19 protein-coding genes are annotated in these 17,791 nt (G+C 71.7%); 8 read left to right on the plus strand and 11 right to left on the minus strand.

All coding sequences use genetic code 11. The annotated features are described in order from the left end of the window. Position 1: 1 nt before the first annotated feature. The 3 genes from ACFYPM_RS27755 to ACFYPM_RS27765 all read right to left on the minus strand — a co-directional run bounded on the left by ACFYPM_RS27755 (position 2) and on the right by ACFYPM_RS27765 (position 3,325). Positions 2 to 1,324, minus strand: a complete 1,323-nt coding sequence (locus tag ACFYPM_RS27755) for a sensor domain-containing protein (protein ID WP_387202891.1) — start codon at positions 1,322 to 1,324, stop codon at positions 2 to 4. A gap of 205 nt (positions 1,325 to 1,529) precedes the next feature. After that, complete coding sequence (locus ACFYPM_RS27760; protein ID WP_387202894.1) at positions 1,530 to 2,366, minus strand: SDR family NAD(P)-dependent oxidoreductase; 837 nt, start codon at positions 2,364 to 2,366, stop codon at positions 1,530 to 1,532. Between the two features lie 191 nt (positions 2,367 to 2,557). Beyond that, positions 2,558 to 3,325 carry a lysophospholipid acyltransferase family protein gene (locus ACFYPM_RS27765; protein WP_387203041.1) on the minus strand — a complete coding sequence of 256 codons (768 nt, stop codon included), beginning with the start codon at positions 3,323 to 3,325 and terminating at the stop codon, positions 2,558 to 2,560. 152 nt (positions 3,326 to 3,477) lie between these two features. Here ACFYPM_RS27765 and ACFYPM_RS27770 point away from each other — a divergent pair, with 152 nt between their 5' ends. From ACFYPM_RS27770 to ACFYPM_RS27795, 6 genes are all read left to right on the plus strand, one after another. Beyond that, a complete protein-coding gene (locus tag ACFYPM_RS27770; protein ID WP_387203043.1) occupies positions 3,478 to 4,890 on the plus strand; it encodes a cytochrome ubiquinol oxidase subunit I in 1,413 nt (470 codons plus the stop codon). Between the two features lie 18 nt (positions 4,891 to 4,908). Beyond that, the gene (gene cydB / locus ACFYPM_RS27775) at positions 4,909 to 5,907 is read left to right on the plus strand and encodes a cytochrome d ubiquinol oxidase subunit II (RefSeq protein ID WP_357572973.1); all 999 of its coding nucleotides are present in this window, start codon (positions 4,909 to 4,911) and stop codon (positions 5,905 to 5,907) included. Between the two features lie 41 nt (positions 5,908 to 5,948). Next, positions 5,949 to 6,767, plus strand: coding sequence for an arginase family protein (locus ACFYPM_RS27780; protein WP_387202897.1), 819 nt, complete (start codon positions 5,949 to 5,951; stop codon positions 6,765 to 6,767). A 130-nt stretch (positions 6,768 to 6,897) separates the two neighbouring features. Then, the gene (eis, locus tag ACFYPM_RS27785; protein ID WP_387202900.1) at positions 6,898 to 8,091 is read left to right on the plus strand and encodes an enhanced intracellular survival protein Eis; all 1,194 of its coding nucleotides are present in this window, start codon (positions 6,898 to 6,900) and stop codon (positions 8,089 to 8,091) included. Between the two features lie 75 nt (positions 8,092 to 8,166). Further along, on the plus strand, positions 8,167 to 8,757 hold the full coding sequence (locus ACFYPM_RS27790) for an RNA polymerase sigma factor (protein WP_387202903.1): 591 nt from the start codon (positions 8,167 to 8,169) through the stop codon (positions 8,755 to 8,757). Next, entirely contained in the window at positions 8,754 to 9,686 is a 933-nt protein-coding gene (locus tag ACFYPM_RS27795) for a CU044_5270 family protein (RefSeq protein WP_387202906.1), read from the plus strand. The genes ACFYPM_RS27790 and ACFYPM_RS27795 overlap by 4 nt, the downstream gene beginning before the upstream one ends. A 62-nt stretch (positions 9,687 to 9,748) precedes the next feature. Here ACFYPM_RS27795 and ACFYPM_RS27800 read toward each other — a convergent pair whose 3' ends face one another. Beyond that, on the minus strand, positions 9,749 to 10,183 hold the full coding sequence (locus ACFYPM_RS27800) for a hypothetical protein (protein ID WP_387202909.1): 435 nt from the start codon (positions 10,181 to 10,183) through the stop codon (positions 9,749 to 9,751). Positions 10,184 to 10,279: 96 nt separating this feature from the next. On the opposite strand from ACFYPM_RS27800, the gene ACFYPM_RS27805 reads away from it, so the two are divergent. Next, positions 10,280 to 10,732 (plus strand): MarR family winged helix-turn-helix transcriptional regulator, encoded by a 453-nt coding sequence (locus ACFYPM_RS27805; RefSeq protein WP_387202912.1) that lies wholly within the window; start codon positions 10,280 to 10,282, stop codon positions 10,730 to 10,732. 6 nt (positions 10,733 to 10,738) lie between these two features. Here ACFYPM_RS27805 and ACFYPM_RS27810 read toward each other — a convergent pair whose 3' ends face one another. From ACFYPM_RS27810 to ACFYPM_RS27820, 3 genes are all read right to left on the minus strand, one after another. Further along, positions 10,739 to 11,422, minus strand: a complete 684-nt coding sequence (locus ACFYPM_RS27810; protein WP_387202915.1) for a hypothetical protein — start codon at positions 11,420 to 11,422, stop codon at positions 10,739 to 10,741. Between the two features lie 84 nt (positions 11,423 to 11,506). Next, the gene (locus ACFYPM_RS27815) at positions 11,507 to 11,968 is read right to left on the minus strand and encodes a peroxiredoxin (protein WP_357249267.1); all 462 of its coding nucleotides are present in this window, start codon (positions 11,966 to 11,968) and stop codon (positions 11,507 to 11,509) included. A gap of 45 nt (positions 11,969 to 12,013) precedes the next feature. Next, a complete protein-coding gene (locus ACFYPM_RS27820) occupies positions 12,014 to 12,847 on the minus strand; it encodes a patatin-like phospholipase family protein (protein ID WP_387202918.1) in 834 nt (277 codons plus the stop codon). Positions 12,848 to 12,935: 88 nt separating this feature from the next. Here ACFYPM_RS27820 and ACFYPM_RS27825 point away from each other — a divergent pair, with 88 nt between their 5' ends. Further along, positions 12,936 to 13,664, plus strand: coding sequence for an SDR family oxidoreductase (locus ACFYPM_RS27825; RefSeq protein ID WP_387202921.1), 729 nt, complete (start codon positions 12,936 to 12,938; stop codon positions 13,662 to 13,664). A gap of 116 nt (positions 13,665 to 13,780) precedes the next feature. Here the strand turns inward: ACFYPM_RS27825 and ACFYPM_RS27830 are convergent, their stop codons facing one another. From ACFYPM_RS27830 to ACFYPM_RS27845, 4 genes are all read right to left on the minus strand, one after another. Beyond that, complete coding sequence (locus ACFYPM_RS27830; protein ID WP_387202924.1) at positions 13,781 to 13,906, minus strand: hypothetical protein; 126 nt, start codon at positions 13,904 to 13,906, stop codon at positions 13,781 to 13,783. Beyond that, positions 13,903 to 15,315, minus strand: coding sequence for an OFA family MFS transporter (locus ACFYPM_RS27835; protein WP_387202927.1), 1,413 nt, complete (start codon positions 15,313 to 15,315; stop codon positions 13,903 to 13,905). Before ACFYPM_RS27835 ends, ACFYPM_RS27830 begins: the two co-directional genes overlap by 4 nt. A 147-nt stretch (positions 15,316 to 15,462) precedes the next feature. Further along, positions 15,463 to 16,842 carry a glucose-6-phosphate dehydrogenase gene (gene zwf, locus ACFYPM_RS27840; RefSeq protein ID WP_387202930.1) on the minus strand — a complete coding sequence of 460 codons (1,380 nt, stop codon included), beginning with the start codon at positions 16,840 to 16,842 and terminating at the stop codon, positions 15,463 to 15,465. A 386-nt stretch (positions 16,843 to 17,228) separates the two neighbouring features. Beyond that, entirely contained in the window at positions 17,229 to 17,711 is a 483-nt protein-coding gene (locus ACFYPM_RS27845) for a hypothetical protein (RefSeq protein ID WP_387202933.1), read from the minus strand. Between the last annotated feature and the right edge of the window lie 80 nt (positions 17,712 to 17,791).

Below are 17,791 nucleotides of genomic sequence, written 5' to 3' on the forward strand. Positions count from 1 at the left end.
CTCATGCGCGCAGCGGAAGCTCGACGGTGACCGTCGTCGGGCCACCGGGCGGGCTCGCGATGCTCAGCGTGCCGTCGACCACGGCGACCCGTTGCGCCAGCCCGGACAGGCCGGTGCCCCGGCTCGGGTCGGCGCCGCCCGTGCCGTCGTCGGCGACGCTGAGTCGCAGCACTGTCCGCCCGCCGGCCACCCGTACGGCGACGGTGTCCGCGAAGCTGTGCTTGGCGGCGTTGGCCAGCAGTTCGGCGGCGCAGAAGTACGCGATGGTCTCGATCGCGGGGGTGGGCCGGACCGGGATGCCGATCTCCAGCTCGACCGGGATCGCACTGTCGGCGGCCAGCGAGGCGAGGGCGTCGGGCAGCCCGTTGTCGAGCACCGGCGGGTGGATCCCGCGGGTCAGAGTGCGCAGTTCGCCGAGCGCGTCCTTCGCGCCGCGCAGCGCGGCGTCGACCAGCTCGCGGACGGCGGCGGCGTCGGCGACCTCGCCGTCGTCGCCGAGCTTCCGGCGGGCCATGCCGAGGTTCATGGCCAGCGTGGCCAGCCTGATCTGCGCGCCGTCGTGCAGGTCGCGTTCGAGCCGGCGCAGCAGGGCGGCGGAGTCGTCCACGGCCGACGCCCGGCTCAGCTCCAGCTCGTGGACCCGCTGCGCCAGCCGCCCCGGCCCGAGCAGACCTCGGATCAGCCAGGCGTCGGCGGACGTGACGGCATTGGTCACCCACGGCGCGGCCAGCAGCATCGCCGCTCCCGCCGCGGCGGCGGCGAACGTGCCGCCGAGGGTCTCGACGCGGAACGTGCCGTCGCCGAACAACCCGAACGGCGTGAACACCGGCACCGGGTCCAGCCGGACGCCCGGCGGGTGGTTGCGGAACGCCCCCCACAGCAGCGGGTAGCTCAGGTTGACCAGGCCGCCGATCCAGAAGAACACGGCGTACAGCTCGATCAGGCTGGCCGGCAGCTTGGCCAGTAGATACCCGACGACCCGCCAACCGGCCCCGTCGCGCGGGCCGGGCCAGGCCCGACCGGCGCGCACCGGCGGCGGCGGCGCGACCCGGATCCCGAGCAGCCGGGTCGCGAGCATGCGCTGCACTGCGCCGAGCCTGCGGGCCGCCGTCGTCGACACCAGCAGCACGAGCAGCAGCCCCACGCTGACAACGGCGATGATCACGTCGGTCGGGGCGGGGTTACCCCGAGCGCCGGTGCTGACCAACCAGCTCAGGTCCACCGCGACCACGAAGAGTGCCACCGGGTTGAGCACGATGAACGGCAGCCCGCAGAGGCAGAACACCAGCTCGCGGCCGGCTTGCCTGTGGAACGGGGCCAGCACCGGATCACCCGATCTTTCTGCGTCGTCGGTGGGCTACGGACGATCACGCTAGGCGCGCGGTTGTCCGGGCGGAAGCCGGCTGACACCCGTCTTGCGCTGGGGGATTCCCCCCAAGCCGGCCCGCGCGGGCAGCCGGTGGTCAGCCCGTGCACGTCGGGCTGCGGCGGGTGGCCCGCTGGCCTCTGTCGCCTGCTCGCGTGCGCTGTCAGGTGAGCCAGGCGCCGGTCATCCGGGCGACCTCGGCGCCGTCGAGGTCGGCGAGTTTGACGCCGACGAACTGCCGGGCGCCGTCGGAGGTCTGCGCCCGCACCGGCGGTGCGGGGTCAGTGAGCACGGCGAGCACCGCCGCAGCGGCGTCGGCGGGGGACTGCGCGGCGGCGAACGCCTGCCCGGTGCGGGCCAGGTACGCGCGCAGCGCCGGCCCGTACACCCCGGCGGCGGCGATGGCGGCGTCGATGGCGATGTTGCTGACGAACTCGCTGGCCACCGCGCCCGGCTCGACGAGGGTGACACGCACGCCGGTGGTCGCGGCGAGCGGGGCGAGGGACTCCAGGTATCCCTCGACGGCGAACTTCGCCGCGCAGTACGCCTCGTTGAACGGCTGCCCGACGATCCCGCCGACGCTGGAGACGGTGACCAGCCGGCCCCGACTGGCCCGCAGGTGCGGCAGCGCGGCGCGGCTGACGTGCAGGACGCCGAAGAAGTTGACCTCCATGACGGCCCGCACGTCGTCGACGCTGTCCTGTTCCAGGGTGCCCACGTGCCCGGCGCCGGCGTTGTTGACCACCGCGTCGAGCCGGCCGTACCCGCCGATCACGTCCTCGACGCAGCCGGTGACCGCGTCCGGGTCGGTGACGTCGAGCCGGCGTACGTCGATCAGGTCGGCGACCCCGGCGGCGTCGGCGGCGTCGCGCAGCCGGTCGGCGCGCGTGACGTCGCGCATGGTGGCGACGGTCCGCCAGCCGGCCCGCGCGCAGCCCAGCGCGATCTCCAGCCCGATGCCGGTGGACGTTCCGGTGATCAGCACGGTCTGCTCGCTCATGATCTTTCCTTTCGGGGCAGGCGCCGCGGGCCGTGCCACCTCTGGGCGCCCGCGGCAACAGGTTACGGGCGCGGTCGGTGATCGACTCGGTTTCCTGCAGGTCGGGGCGTCCGGGGCGCGGGCATGCCCCGGCTTCGAGGAAGCCGAGTCGATCATCGGCGCCTGCCGCGGTCGGCTAGCTCAACCGGCGGTCAGCGCGGGTGGCGGCGGTGAGCGCGGCTGAGGTCGCTCGGGCGGCCGGGATCGACGTGGCGGGGCAGGTCCGGTTCGTCGGGGCGCAGCGGGGCGAGGGTGTCGGTGAGCGCGTCGATGATCCGCTCGGTGGCGCGGCGGGCGGCGCCGGGAGTGGCGGTGTTCGTCTCGCCCAGGTCGACAGGCGCGCCGAAGTGCACCCGGATCACCGGGCGGCGCCACAGCGCGTGAGCGATGCCGCGCAGCATTCCGCGGGGCGCCTGGTAGGGCAGCACCTCGTGGGCGCCCCACTGGGCGATCGGCACGACCGGGGCACCACAGGCCAGGGCGAGTCGGGCGGCGCCGGTCTTGCCGCGTTCGGGCCACATGCCGGGGTCCAGGCCGATCCGACCCTCGGGGTAGATGAGGATCACCGACCCGCTGGCGACGGCGCTGGCGGCGTCGTCGAGTGCCCGGTGGACGGCGCTGGTGCCCCGGTCGACCCGGATGTGCCCGGCGTGGCGCATGGCGGCGCCGAGCACCGGCACGCGGAACAGCCCGGCGGTCGCCATGATCCGAGGGGCGATGCCGCGGGTCTGGCAGGCGGCGGCCATGACGAGGGGGTCGAACGGGCTGATGTGGTTGGCGGTCAGCACCAGCGGGCCGCGCCGCAGGTGCGCCGGGATGTCGCCGGTGACGTCGAGGCGGGCGAGCAGGCCGACCAGGCCCCGGGCCAGGAGGAGGGCTGCGCGCCAGATCAGCGGCGGCTGCCAGGTGGAGGTGTTCATCAGCGCGCCATCGTCGCACGCGGTGGGGTGATCGCGAGGTCGGGTCGGGGTGATCAGGGTCATCGGCACGGGGTGGGTGCGGGTCAGCCGAGCGTCTACGACGAGCAGTAGTATTTACTACGTCTCGTAGTATGAGTAGCTGGGGGTTTCAGGTGGACGCGTTGGACGTTGCCCGCTGGCAGTTCGGTGTCACCACCGTCTACCACTTCCTCTTCGTGCCGCTGACCATTGGCCTGTCCGTGCTGGTCGCCATCCTGCAGACGATGTGGCACCGCACCGGCAACGAGCGCTACCTGAAACTCACCAAGTTCTACGGCAAGCTCTTCCTGATCAACTTCGCCATGGGCGTGGTCACCGGGATCGTGCAGGAATTCCAGTTCGGCATGAACTGGAGCGACTACTCCCGCTTCGTCGGCGACATCTTCGGCGCGCCCCTGGCCATCGAGGCGCTCGTCGCGTTCTTCCTCGAATCGACGTTCATCGGCCTGTGGATCTTCGGCTGGGACCGGCTGCCCAAGCGGGCGCACCTGGCCAGCATCTGGGCCGCCGCGATCGGCACGAACCTGTCCGCGTACTTCATCCTCGCGGCGAACTCGTTCATGCAGAACCCGGTCGGCTTCCGGATCAACCCCGACAGCGGACGCGCCGAGCTGACCGACTTCCCGGCCGTGCTGACCAACAAGGTCGCCCTGATCACCTTCCCGCACACCCTGGCCGGCTCGTTCCTGGTCGCCGGGTCGCTGATCGTCGCGGTCGGCCTGTGGCACGTGATCCGCAACCGCGACTCCGCCGACACCGACGCCTACCGCTTCGCCACGAAGTTCGGCTCCTGGGTGGTCCTGGTCGCCTCCGCCGCCGTGCTGTTCACCGGCGACATCCAAGGCAAGATCATGACGGACGTGCAGCCGATGAAGATGGCCGCCGCCGAGGGCCTCTACACCACCGAGAGCCCCGCCTCGTTCTCCGTGCTCACCATCGGCAGCCTCGACGGCAGCCGCGAGGTGTTCGCCCTCAAGATCCCGTACCTGCTGTCGTTCCTGGGCACCGGCGACCCGCACGGCACCGTACGCGGCATCGACGACCTGCAGGCCCAATACGCCACCCAGTACGGCCCGGGCAGCTACACCCCGATCATCCCGGTCACCTACTGGAGCTTCCGCTTCATGATCACCTTCGGGTTGGCCGCCGGCGCGATCGCCCTGCTGGTGCTGTGGAGCCAGCGCAAGGGCCGCACCCCGAGCAGCAGGTGGCTGCTGCGCGCCGGGCTGGCCATGCCGGTGCTGCCCTTGCTGGCCAACTCCTTCGGCTGGATCTTCACCGAGATGGGCCGCCAGCCGTGGATCGTCTTCGGCGAGATGCTCACCCGCAACGGGGTGTCCCGCAGCGTGTCGCTGGCCGAGGTCCTCACCTCGTTCACCGCTTTCACCCTCATCTACGCCACCCTCGCCGTGATCGAGGTGAAGCTGCTGCTGCGCTACGCCAGGGCCGGCGTGCCGGACGTCAGCGAACAGCCGCCCGCCGACGACACCGACGACGCCGAGCGCCCGCTCGCCTTCGCCTACTGATCCCGGACGGAGCTCATCGTGGAACTGACCACCATCTGGTTTCTCCTCGTCGCCGTGCTGTTCACCGGGTACTTCATCCTGGAGGGCTTCGACTTCGGCGTCGGCATGCTGCTGCCCGTCCTCGGCCGCGACGACCGCGAGCGCCGCGTCCTGATCAACACCATCGGCCCGGTCTGGGACGGCAACGAGGTCTGGCTGATCACCGCCGCCGGTGCCATGTTCGCCTCCTTTCCCGAGTGGTACGCCACCCTGTTCTCCGGCTTCTACCTGCCGCTGCTGCTGATTCTGCTGGCCCTGATCGCCCGGGGCGTGGCCTTCGAGTACCGGCACAAACGCCCGGAGGCGTCCTGGAAACGCCGGTGGGACGCGGCGATCGTGGTCGGCTCGCTGCTGCCGGCAGTCCTGTGGGGCGTCGTCTTCGCCAACATCCTGCGCGGGGTCCCGCTGGACGGCGACCACGAGTACGTCGGTGGGCTCGTGGACCTGCTCAACCCGTACGCCCTGCTCGGTGGCGCGACCACTCTCGCGCTGTTCGCAACCCACGGCGCGGTGTTCCTCGCCCTCAAAACCACCGGCGACATCCGGGAGCGCGCGGGCGCGCTCGCGGTGCGCCTGGGCGTCGGCGCCGCCGTGCTCGCGGTCGCGTTCCTGACCTGGACGTTGAGCATCCGCTCCAGCACGGCGGCCGTCGTGCTCGCCGTCGGCGCGGCCCTCGCCCTGCTCGGTGGCCTGGCCGCCGCCCGGGTACGCCGGGAGGGCTGGGCGTTCACCGGCACCGCCGTGGCGATCGGTCTCGCGGTGGCGACCCTGTTCGCGGCGCTGTTCCCGAACGTGCTGCCGTCCACCCTGGACGCGGCCGGCACGCTGACGGCCACCAACGCCGCCGCCACCCCGTACACCCTGAAGATCATGACCTGGGTGGCGGTGATCTTCACCCCGGTCGTGCTCGCGTACCAGGCCTGGACGTACTGGGTGTTCCGCAAGCGCATCGGCGTGGCCAACATCCCGCAGCACTGACCGACCGGGCGCGCAGCCGCCCGGCTGGGAAGATGCTCGCCATGTGGAACCGGGATCTCGACGTACTGGTACCGATGTGGCAGGGCGCCGACGACATCCGGGTACGTGACGGAGCGGCCGCGCTGGGCGACCTGACCGCGCCGGCGACGCAGCGGCTCACCGTGCCGGTCCCACCCGGCGGGTCGGAGCGCGAGGACGGGGTCCGCCACCGGGCCGCTGTCGTCGACGCCTACCGCGCCCACCGGGACGTACTCGCCCGGCACCGCCCGCGGCGGCTGCTGACGTTGGGCGGTGACTGCACGGTCGAGGTCGCGTCGGTGGCCCACCTCGCGGGCCACTACACGCAACGGCTGTTCGTGCTCTGGATCGACGCGCACGGCGACCTCAACACACCCGCGAGCTCGCCGAGCGGGACGGCACACGGCATGCCGCTGCGCCTGCTGCTCGACGCAGACGCGGACGGCGCGCTGCCGGCGGCCGGGTGCCTCTGCCCGGGGCAGGTAGCGCTGGTGGGGGTCCGGGATCTCGACCCGGCCGAGGTCGAGTACGCGCACCAGCACGACCTGACGGTGCTGGACAGCGCCACACTGGGCGCGCACCCGACCCGGCTGGCCGCGCTGCCCCCGCCCGACGCCGCGGTGTACGTGCACCTCGACCTGGACGTGCTGGACCCGTCCGCGTTGCCGGCCGTGGCCGTACCCACCCCCGGCGGCCTGACCGCCGCCGCGCTGGCGGGGTCGCTGAGCGCGCTGCGCGCACGACACCAGGTGGTCGGTGTGGGGATCACCGAGTACGTCCCACAGCTCCCACACGACCAGCAGGTCCTCGTCGACGTGCTGAACGCGCTCGGGCTCGCCTAACGCGCGACCCGGCACGGCGATCTTGCAGTTTCTGTCGCCTTTACACGCGGAAATGCCCCCTATGCCGCGACAGAAACTGCAAGATCGCGGAGCGTTGGGTTGGGCGGGCCTCTCCCGCTAGGGTGTGCCGATGCCCGAGCCCGTGCACGTTCGTGAACTCGGCGCCGACGACCTCGACGCCGCCTGGGAGTTGGGTCGGTTCGCGTTCGGCTCCGACCCGCAGCCCTCCGCGCACGCCACCGTCACGCCCGCCGGCATGACCCGCTACGGCGCGTTCGACGCCAGTGGTCGGCTCGTCGGCAAGGCCGTCGACCGGCACCACGACCAGTGGTGGTCGGGCCGCGCGGTGCCGGCCGCCGACGTCGCCGGGGTGGCGGTCGCCCCCGAGACCCGGGGCCGGGGCGTGGCCCGTGCCATGCTCACCGCCCTGCTGCGCGGCGCCCGGGAGCGGGGAGCGGCGGTCAGCGCGCTCTACCCGACCGTCGCCGCCCCGTACCGGGTCTGCGGGTGGGAGGCCGCCGGCGTGTTGCGTACCGTCGATCTGGCCACCGCCGCGCTGCCCCGGCACCGGCCCAGCCCGGACCTGACCGTGCGGGCCGGCACACCGGGCGACCTGCCGGCCGTCGCCGACCTCTACGAGCGGGTCGCCCGGCACCGCAACGGCATGCTGACCCGCCGGGGTGAGCTGTTCGACTTCTTCGCCGCCGACCGGGGCCTGCCCGGCGACGGTCTCACCCTCGTCGAGAACGACGGCGACCTGGTCGGGTACGCCACCTGGCAGCGGGGCCGAGGCTACGGCGCCGACTCGGTCCTCACCGTCGACGAGGCCCTGGCCGTCACCGCCGAGGCCGCCCGGGAACTCGTCGGAGTCCTCGCCAGCTGGGCCAGTGTCGCGCCGACGCTGCGGCTGTGCCCGCTCGACGGCGACGCCGTCAGCACCGTCCTGCCGTTGGAGGCGGCACGCGACCACGAGCGGGACCTGTGGATGCACCGGCCGGTCGACGTCGCCCGCGCGGTGAGCGCGCGGGGGTGGCCCGCCCACGCCCAGGGTGTCGTCGACTTCACCCTCACCGACGCGCTCGCCGACTGGAACACCGGCACGTGGCGGCTGACCGTCACCGACGGCGACGCCGAGTTGGCCCGGATCGACTCCGCGGCCGACCTGCGGTTGGACGTGCGCGGTTTCGCCCTGCTGTACACCGGGGCGGCGCAGGCCCGATCGGTCGCGCAGGCCGGCCTGCTGCACCACCGCCCGGGCGCCGACCCGGCCGCGCTCGACCTGCTCGGCGCCGGCGGCCCGGCGCAGTTGCTCGACTACTTCTGACCGGCGTCGCCCGGGTGCCGGTGGATTCGCACACCGGACGTGGGAACTCAACGGTCGCAGCGGACAGATACAGGTGTGACAGCGACAGCCGAGATGCGGGCCCGGATCCGGGCCGGAGACTCCGAGGCGTTGGGTGAGCTCTTCGATGAGCACGCCGACGCGATCCATCGACACGCGCTGTGGAGCGGAGGCGACCCGGCGCACGCCGAGGACGTGGTGTCGCTGACCTTCCTCGAGGCGTGGCGGATCCGGGAATCCCTACGCCCGGACGGGGACAGTCTGCGCCCGTGGCTGCTCGGCATCGCGACGAACGTGCTGCGCAATCGCCGTCGGGCGGCGCGCCGGCACCGGGAGGCGTTACGGCGGCTGCCGGTACGCGACGTCGTCGCGGACTTCGCCGACGAGGTCGTCGACCGGATGTACGACGCCGACCAGGTGGCCGCCGCCCTGGCGGGACTGCGGGCGCTGCGCCGCGCCGACCGGGAGGTGTTCCTGCTCTGCGTGTGGTCGCACCTGGACTACGCGGCGGCGGCCGAGGCGCTGGGCGTACCCGTCGGGACCGTGCGCTCCCGGCTGTCGCGGGCCCGCACCCGGCTGCGAGCGCTGGCGCAGCAGGAGTTGACCGGCACCCGGATGACCCCCGTCGAGCAGGGAGAATACCGATGAGAGAGTTCTCCGCCCCGCCCGTGCCGGCCCTGCCGGCGCTGCGCCGACAGGCACTGCGGCATCATCTGCTGGCCGAGGTCCGGCGGCCGGGACGGCGGCCCCGGCGGGTCCGGGTGCTCGTGCCGGTGGCGGCGGCGCTGGCCGTCGTGGTCGCGGTCGGGGTGGTCGCCCAGCCGTGGGCGCCGCGCAGCGCTCCCCTTGTCGTCCCGGTCGTGCAGGGCGAACGCGTCGGCGCGACGCTGTTGCTCAACCGGATGGCCGTGGCCGCCGCCGACAAGCCGATGCCACCGCCCGGCGAGGGCGGCTACGTCTACATCAAGAGCCGGGGCGCCTTCGCCGAACTCGGTGACGGCCCGGCACGGCTGCGACCGGTGCACGAGCGGGAGATCTGGATCCCCCGTGACGAACGGGGTGACGGTCTGCTGCGGCAGCCGTTCTTCGACGCGCCGATCGTCGGTGTGATTCCGGAGAACGAGACGCTCACGGATGTGACCCCGAACGCCGCGCTCGTCGACCTGCCCGACGACCCGGACGCCCTGCTGGCAAAGTTGTACGGGGAACGCGAGGATCGGGGTCGGGGCACCAGCCGCGACGGTGCGGCGTTCACCGCGATCGGTGACATCCTGCGCGAGTCGTTGGTGCCGCCGCGCACGAGCGCCGCGCTCTACCGGGCCGCGGCGAAGATCCCCGGGGTCGAGGTGGTGCGCGGGGTCACCGACGCGGCCGGGCGGCGGGGGATAGCCGTCGCCCACACCGAGCGCAGCCGCCGCGACGAGTGGATCTTCGATGAGCGGACGTTCGACTACCTCGGTGAGCGCAGCTATCTCGTGGCGGACACCGCCGACGGGCCGCCCGGGACGGTGCTGGGCACGACCGCCGTGCTGCAACGGGCCGTGGTGGCGCAGCTCGGGCAGCGCCCGCAACGGTAGGTGGTTCAGGCGGCCGGCACCCCATGGGCTGGGTGCCGGCCGCGCGGTGAACACCGTCGCCGTCAGGCCGGAATCGCCGCCAGCTCGGCGTTCGCGCGTTGGGTGACGAGGGTGAGCACCCGTGCCGCGATGCCGGCCTCGTCGGTGGGCATGTCCGCGTACAGCCGGGCGGTGATTCCCGCTACGGCGTCGGCGACGCGGGCCTGCGTGGCGTGACCGGTGTCGGTGAGCCGCACGGAAGCCTCATCGAGGTGCGCGAGGTCGGCGTCGGTGAGGCTGGCGATCACCTCGTGCACGGCCGGTTCGTCGACCTTGAGGGTGCTGGTGATCCGACGCACGAGCTGAGCCGGCTCGACGGGGCCGGCGGCGAGGACGTTGAGCGCGAGCACCTGGCCGAAGCTGACGCCGAGGGGCGCGACGGCCCGTTCGAGCAGTGCCCGGGTGGCGTAGTGGGCCTGGCCGATGACCTGACCGTTGAGGGGGGGAGTGGTGGACATGACACCTCCTAGGAAACATTGGCTAAACCAACGTTGGCCGAACCAACATTACACCCGATCGTGGGTCGCGCCAACGATTCCTGTTAGGCTGCCCCCATGGACGCCACCGCCCCGCAGTCACCCGCCGGGCTGCGCACCACCCCGACCTGGCTGCTCAACCAGACCGCCAGCCACGCCACCCGCCTGCTCACCGAAGGCTTCGCCGCGCACGACCTGCGCGGCTACCACTACCGGCTGCTCGCCGCGCTCGCCGAGGACGGCCCCGCCAGCCAGGCCGACCTCGGCCGGCGCTGCGGCATCGACCGCAGCGACGTCGTCGCCGCCGTCAACGACCTGGCCGGTCGGGGACTCGTCGTCCGCGCCCCCGACCCGGCCGACCGCCGCCGCAACGTCATCAGCCTCACCACCACCGGCACCGACGAGGCCCACCGGCTGGGCGACACCCTCGACCGCGTCCAACGCGACCTGCTCGCCCCGCTGTCCGCCACCGAACGCGAACAGCTGACCCACCTGCTCACCCGGCTGCTGGACCACCACACCCGGCGCTGAGCACGCTCAGCGGGCCTCGCGCAACTCCGCCAACCGGGCCTCGATCTCGGCCAGCTCCGCGCGCAGCTTGTCCGCCTGCTGCTCTGCCTCGGCCCGCTCCGTGCCCAGGATCTGCTCCACCGCCTCCTGCACCCCCGGCACGTCGACCAGAGCCACCATCTTCAACGCCTCCGCCGGCTTCACCACGTACGGCTTCGCCAAGGCCTTGCTGCCCTGCTGCGCGGCGACGGTCCACTCACCATCGGCGTACGCCAACGTCACGGTGAGACCCGCGGGCCCCTTCGGCTTGACGGCCTTGACCGCCCGCCGCGCCGGCGGCTTCTCCGTCTGCTCCACCTTCGGCTCCTCCAGTCGCTGCGCGGGCACCCGCGGCGTGTCCAACACGAACTCCGGCGCCGCCACCGCCGGCGCCTCGGGCTCCGGCTCCGGCTTCGGCTCCACCACCCGACGCGTCACACCCTTGGGCGCCACCGCCAGGTCAGCGGGGGAGAACGGCAACTCGTCCCGACCGAACCGCACCACCACGAACTCGTCGGACACCTCGGGATCGGTCAGCTCGATCACCTGACCGACCTGACCGACGATCTGACCCGCCGCCGCGGTGAACACCACCCGCGGCTTACGCCCGGCCGCCAACGCCTCCCGGATGCTCTGCACCTCGCTAGTGGACAAACCCTGGCCGGCATCCATCACAACCCTCTTCCGTACACCTGTTTGATTGCTGTCTTGATACCAGCCGGCTGCGACACCCGCCGCACGGGGCTCACACCCCGCTCAGCCGCCCAACGCCCGCAGCGCCCGGTCCGCGTGCTCGTTCATGCTGACCTCGCTGTGGATCACCTCGACGACCCGCCGGTCGACCCCGATCACGAACGTCATCCGCTTCATGCTCAACGGCCCCAACGGCACCCGCCGCTTGACCCCGAACTGCTGCGCCACCGCACCGTCGACGTCCGACAACAACGGATAGTCGAAGCCGTGCAGCTTCGAGAACTCGGCCTGCTTCGCCACCGGGTCGCGGCTGATGCCCACCCGCGTCGCGCCCAGCGCCGTGAACTCCGCCGCGAGGTCGCGGAAGTGGCAACTCTCCGCCGTGCACCCCCGGGTCATCGCCGCCGGGTAGAAGAACAGCACCACCGGCCCCGCCGCCAGGAACTCCGACAACCGCCGGGGCGTACCCGTCTCATCCGGCAACTCGAAATCCCGCACCTCGTCGCCGACACCCACACCCGCCACCGCGCACCTCCATCGTCTGATCGACCGCGCGGTGAGCGTAAGCGATCACACCCAGAGCGCCGCCACCTCGTCTCCCACCCCGTCGGCCTGGGCCCGCCCGGCCCGCGCCGCGCCCGCCCGCCGCGCCGGGTCCAGCACGTCGCGTCCGATCGCCGCACGCGCCGCCGCGTCCGGCGTCACCACCACCACCCGCGACCCGGCCGCCCGCAACCCGGCCACCTGCGCCGACAGCCGCGGCATCGGCCCGAACGACGCCGACGTCGGCGCGAGCACCAACACCGCCCGCGCGTCCACCGCCAGATCCGCGTTCACCGACGAGCGCATCCCACCGTCGACGAACCGGCGCGCGCCGATCGTCACCGGCGGCCACACCCCCGGCACCGCGCAACTCGCCCCCACCGCGTCCACCAGCGACACCCCACTGTCGCGGTCGAACACCACGAACTCCCCGGACGCCGCGTCCACCGCCGTGACCAGCAGCCGCCGCGCCGGCCACTCCCGCTGCGGCAGACGGGCCTCGATCACCGCCCGCTGCGACGCCTCCGACGGGGTGCGCGCCGCCACCGCCATCGCCCCGATCCGCGCCCGCGAACGCACCGCGTCCCGACTACGACCACCAGCCCAGATCAGCCGCGCCAGCACCGCGAAGCCCAACCGCGCCGCCACCGCACTCGACGGCGGCGCCAACTGCTCGGCGTAGAACCGCTGCACCGGCAACCCGGAACACACCTGCGCGCCGACCACCGACCCCGCCGACGTACCCACCACCAGGTCCGCCTCGGTGACCGGCACACCCCGCTCGACCAACCCCGCCAGCAGCCCCAACTCCCAGGCCACCCCGGTCACCCCGCCCCCGCCGAGCACCAACGCCCGCCGCATGTGACGCTCCTCTCGACGACCCACCCGCGCCGGTCACGGTAGCGTCGGCACGACCATCGCGCAGCCGTCACACCCGCCGGGAGGCACCGTGGCACCCGTCACCGTCATCACCGGCGGCGGCCGGGGCATCGGCGCGGCCACCGCCCGCCGCCTCGCCCACACCGGTCACCACATCGCGCTGTGCTACCGCCGCGACGAGGCCGCCGCCACCGCCGTCCTGGCCGACCTGCGCGCCGCCGGCGCACAGGCCATCGCGGTACGCGCCGACACCACCGACCCCGAGCAGATACACCACCTCTTCGACGCCGCCGCCCAACTCGGCCCCCTCACCGGCCTGGTCAACAACGCCGGCGTCACCAGCCCGATCGGACCCTTCACCGACCTCCGCGTCGATGACCTGCGCCGAGTCGTCGACGTCAACCTCGTCGGCTACGTCCTCTGCGCCCAGCAGGCCGCCCGCCGCCTCACCGACGGCGGCGCGATCGTCAACGTCTCCTCCGCCGCCGCGACCCTCGGCAGCCCGGGGGAGTACGTGCACTACGCCGCCGTGAAAGCCGCCACCGACACCCTCACCGTCGGTCTGGCCAAGGAACTCGCCCCGAAGGGCATCCGCGTCAACGCCGTCGCACCCGGCATCGTGCGCACCGACATCCACGCCGACTCCGGCGTACCCGACCGCGCCGACACCGCCGCCGGCCGCATCCCGCTGGGCCGCGCCGGCGAACCCGACGAGATCGCCGCCGCCATCGCCTGGCTGCTCGGCCCGGACGCCTCGTACACCACCGGCACGGTCCTGCGGGTCTCCGGCGGTCTCTGACCACCCGTGCGCGGGCAGAGACCGCCGGACCACGTGCGTGGGCAGAGACCGCCGGACCACGTGCGTGGGCAGAGACCGCCGGACCACGTTCGTGGTCGGAGACCGCCGGAGCAGGTTTACCGCGTGAACAGCTTCGCCGCCGTGATGAGGGTCTGCACCACCCCGTAACCGAGCAGCACCGCCACCACCGACCAGGAGATCCACAACCGGGCCCGCTGCCCGGATCGGCTGTCGTCACTCATCGCGTGGCACTCCTCTCCGCCATCGTGTCCTCATCCACACCGTGCTCCGACGACGGTTCGTGGTAGCGCCGCGGCACCGGCCGCACCAGCAGGTTCGCCACGAAACCCACGGCCAGCACGCCCACCATCGTGAACAGCGCCGGCCGGTACGCCGCCGCCGTCAACGAACCCGGCTCGCCCTGCGCGTCGAGGAAACCGTTGACGATCAGCGGACCCGCGATCCCCGCCGCCGACCAGGCGGTCAGCAACCGGCCATGGATCGCCCCGACCTGGAACGTGCCGAACAGGTCCCGCAGATACGCCGGCACCGTGGCGAACCCGCCCCCGTAGAACGACAGGATCACGCACGCCAACAGCACGAACAACGCCGTCGCGGTCTGCCCGACGAGCGCCAGCAGCGCGTACAGCACCATGCCGACACCCAGGTACACCAGGTAGATCGGCTTGCGGCCGATGACGTCCGAGGTCGACGACCACACGAACCGACCCGCCATGTTGAACAGCGACAGCAGCCCCACGAACCCGCCCGCCGCCGCCACCGACACCGCCGACGTGCCGTTGTCCCGGAAGAAGTCCTGGATCATCGGACTGGCCTGCTCCAGGATGCCGATGCCCGCGGTCACGTTGCAGAACAACACCACCCACAGCAGCCAGAACGAGCGGGTCTTCACCGCGTTCGCCGCCGACACGTTCGCCGTGGTGACAAGCGGTTTCGCCGCCACGCTCGCGGGATCGAAGCCGGCCGGGCGCCAGCCCTCCGCGGGCACCCGCACGTTCGCCACCCCGAACATCATGATCACGAAGTAGGCCAGGCCGAGCGTCACGAACAACCACACCAGCGCGCTGCCCGACGCCGTCGAGCCCGCGTTCGCCGGGTCGTAGCCGGGGTCGTAGAACGACAGCAGTTGCCGGGACAGGGGAGAGGCGACCATCGCCCCACCACCGAACCCCATGATCGCCAACCCGGTGGCCAGACCCGGCCGATCGGGAAACCACTTGATCAACGTGGAGACGGGGGAGATGTAACCGATACCCAGACCGATACCACCGAGCAACCCGTAACCCAGATACAGCAACCACAACTGCTTCGTGGCGATACCCAGCGAACCCACCAGGAAGCCGGCCGCCCAGAAACAGGCCGAGACGAACATCGCCTTACGCGGCCCGTTCGACTCCACCCAGGTCCCCGCGACCGCGGCGGACAACCCCAACATCACGATCGCGATGCTGAAGATCACCCCGATCGCGGTCTGGCTCGTGTCGAAGTGGGCGATCAGCGAGTTCTTGTAGACGCTCGTGGCATAGACCTGACCGATACAGAGATGAATGGCCAAAGCCGCCGGGGGGATGAGCCACCTGCTGTAGCCGGGCGGCGCGACGGTGTGCCGACGATCGAGTGCGGAAAGCATGCGCTGCTTCCTCTCCGACGAGGACGATAGACGTCCCGCACAACGTGCCCACACCACACGCAGGCGGCAAACCTCACCATCGCCGGACGGTCACCACGCTGAGCTGAGCGGTCAATCAGCACCACGGAGCGGAAACCGCACCGCGCCCTACCCCAGATCCGGGGTATGCCACCCACCGGCCAACGCGTCGGCGTCCGCCGGACCCCAACTGCCCCTGTCGTATGACTGCACCGCCGCCGGCAGATCCAGAATCGGCTCCACGATGCGCCACTCCTGCTCGATCGTCTCCGCCCGCGCGAAACGCAGGTGCCGCCCGTTCATCGCGTCGTCGAGCAACCGCTCGTACGCCTCCTGACGACGACCGAGCGCCGCACCGAAGTCGACAGACAGATCCACCGGACGACTCGCCACCTCCGCACCCGGGCTCTTCGCCTGGATCGACATCGTGATGCCGTCACCACGACCCAACCGGAACCGCAGCAGGTTCGCGACAGTCACCGTGCCCCGCTCGGCCGGAATCAACGACCGCTGCGGCTGCTTGAACTCGACCACAACCTCCGTCGCCGTCCCCGGCAGGGACTTACCGGTCCGCAGATAGAAGGGCACACCCGCCCAGCGGGGCGAGTCGACAGTCAACCGCGTGGCCACGAACGTCTCCGTGTTCGACTCCGCCGCCACACCCCGCTCGTCCCGATAACCCGCATACTGCCCCCGCACCGTGGACTCCGGCGACAACGGCGTGATCTGCCGCAGCACCCGCACCTCCGCCTCCCGGAACGCGGCGGCGTCGTCACCGTCGGGCGCCTCCATCGCGATCAACGCGACGACCTGCAGGATGTGGTTCTGCAACACGTCCCGAGTCGCGCCCACCGTGTCATAGAAGCCAGCGCGGCCCTGCGTGCCGAAACCCTCAGCCAGAGTGACCTGGATGTTGTCGATGTGCTGGTTGTTCCACAGCGGCTCGAACAACCGGTTCGCGAACCGGAAGGCGTACAACCCCTCGACGGCCTCCTTGCCGAGGTAGTGATCGATGCGGAACACCCGCTCCTGGTCGAAGGCCCCCCGCAGCGTGCGATCCAGCTCACGCGACGACTCCAGATCACGCCCGAACGGCTTCTCCACGATGACCCGACCCCGATCGGCCAGACCAGCCGCCGCGAGACCCTCGACCACCGAACCGAACACCGCCGGCGGAATCGCCAGATAGAAGACCGGCCGCTGCGCGCCCCGCAGACGCTCGGCCAGCCGCTGGTACGTGGCCGGGTCCGCGTAGTCGCCGGAGATCATCGAAAGGTGGTGCGCCAGCCGGTCGAAGGTCTCGTCGTCCACCTCGTCGTTGGCCTCGGCTACCGACTTGCGGGCCATCGTGACGAGCTGCTCATCATCCCAGGGGGAGCGGGCCACCCCGATCACCGGAACGTCAAGGCGATCGCGCCGAGTCAACTCGTACAGCGCCGGGAACAGCTTCTTCGAGACGAGGTCGCCAGTGACACCGAACAGCACTACCGCATCTGAGCGCATGTGCATGGCACTTCCATTCGATCATGTGATCCTGATCTTCCGAACGGAGAACCGCGCGACCCGCTCCCGGAATTCCCCCGCGAACGGCGCACGTGAGGTCGGCGACAGCGACGGCGCTTACCTTGAAGAAGGGTTACAGCCCAGACGACGGTTTGCAGCCCAGGTGTGACGCGGGTAACGCGCCCAGCCGGACCTGATCGAATGACTTCGATCATCATAAGGGCGGGAGACCCTACGCCCACCCCACCACACCCAGCGCTACCGGGCGAAAACCCCGACGTCACCGGAGCGGGGGAGCCAGGCACCTATACCGCAGGTGCCGCAACGTCGAGCCGTACCCCGTCTCGCGCTGTTCGTGGGCGCCGGCCAACCCGGCCCGGCGCCCACGATGGTCAGCGACCGCAGACGGTGTCCAACGCCGTTAACAACGGGTCAAGATCCGGTGCCTCGACCTGGGTGCCCTTCGGGCCGGCGAGGTGCCTCTCAACCCCGCTGGCCAGCGTCTCCAACGCGGCGCGCACCTGCGGGTCGGCAGCGCTCGGCGCCGCCTTCCGCAGATCCGCCAGAAGCGCCGTGTAGTGACCACGGACCTTCGCGCCCGCCTCCTTGGCACTGACCGGCTTGTCGATGGCGGCGATCGCATCGTCGGCCATCGCCACGTAGTGCTTCTTGACCACCGCGAGAGTCGTGGCGCAGACCTGCGTGCTGTTCGCCGCGACGTCGACGCTCGGGCTCGGCACCACACTCACCGAGGGCACCGCGCTCACCGCCGAGCCAGTGGCGGGCGCCGCGCTCTCCTTCGTGGCAGGCTGGCAACCCACCACAAGACCAGCGGCCGCGACCAGACCCAGCACGACACGGACAGACCTACTCATCAAGGCGTTCCCCCGTGGTAACACGCGATTCCACCGGTCACGTGCGCACACGCGCCGGCCCAGAGCGCACCACTGTAGAG

The organism is Micromonospora sp. NPDC005203 (assembly GCF_042872705.1).
GTDB lineage: Bacteria > Actinomycetota > Actinomycetes > Mycobacteriales > Micromonosporaceae > Micromonospora.

Bases quoted from the DNA above. Each gene is read 5' to 3' on its own strand.
- ACFYPM_RS27835 (WP_387202927.1), bottom strand. From the start codon at position 15,315: ATGCTTTCCGCACTCGATCGTCGGCACACCGTCGCGCCGCCCGGCTAC.
- ACFYPM_RS27760 (WP_387202894.1), bottom strand. From the start codon at position 2,366: ATGAGCGAGCAGACCGTGCTGATCACCGGAACGTCCACCGGCATCGGG.
- zwf (WP_387202930.1), bottom strand. From the start codon at position 16,842: ATGCACATGCGCTCAGATGCGGTAGTGCTGTTCGGTGTCACTGGCGAC.
- ACFYPM_RS27810 (WP_387202915.1), bottom strand. From the start codon at position 11,422: ATGGATGCCGGCCAGGGTTTGTCCACTAGCGAGGTGCAGAGCATCCGG.
- ACFYPM_RS27830 (WP_387202924.1), bottom strand. From the start codon at position 13,906: ATGAGTGACGACAGCCGATCCGGGCAGCGGGCCCGGTTGTGGATCTCC.
- ACFYPM_RS27805 (WP_387202912.1), top strand. From the start codon at position 10,280: ATGGACGCCACCGCCCCGCAGTCACCCGCCGGGCTGCGCACCACCCCG.
- ACFYPM_RS27795 (WP_387202906.1), top strand. From the start codon at position 8,754: ATGAGAGAGTTCTCCGCCCCGCCCGTGCCGGCCCTGCCGGCGCTGCGC.
- eis (WP_387202900.1), top strand. From the start codon at position 6,898: ATGCCCGAGCCCGTGCACGTTCGTGAACTCGGCGCCGACGACCTCGAC.
- ACFYPM_RS27765 (WP_387203041.1), bottom strand. From the start codon at position 3,325: ATGAACACCTCCACCTGGCAGCCGCCGCTGATCTGGCGCGCAGCCCTC.
- ACFYPM_RS27820 (WP_387202918.1), bottom strand. From the start codon at position 12,847: ATGCGGCGGGCGTTGGTGCTCGGCGGGGGCGGGGTGACCGGGGTGGCC.
- ACFYPM_RS27800 (WP_387202909.1), bottom strand. From the start codon at position 10,183: ATGTCCACCACTCCCCCCCTCAACGGTCAGGTCATCGGCCAGGCCCAC.
- ACFYPM_RS27845 (WP_387202933.1), bottom strand. From the start codon at position 17,711: ATGAGTAGGTCTGTCCGTGTCGTGCTGGGTCTGGTCGCGGCCGCTGGT.
- ACFYPM_RS27780 (WP_387202897.1), top strand. From the start codon at position 5,949: ATGTGGAACCGGGATCTCGACGTACTGGTACCGATGTGGCAGGGCGCC.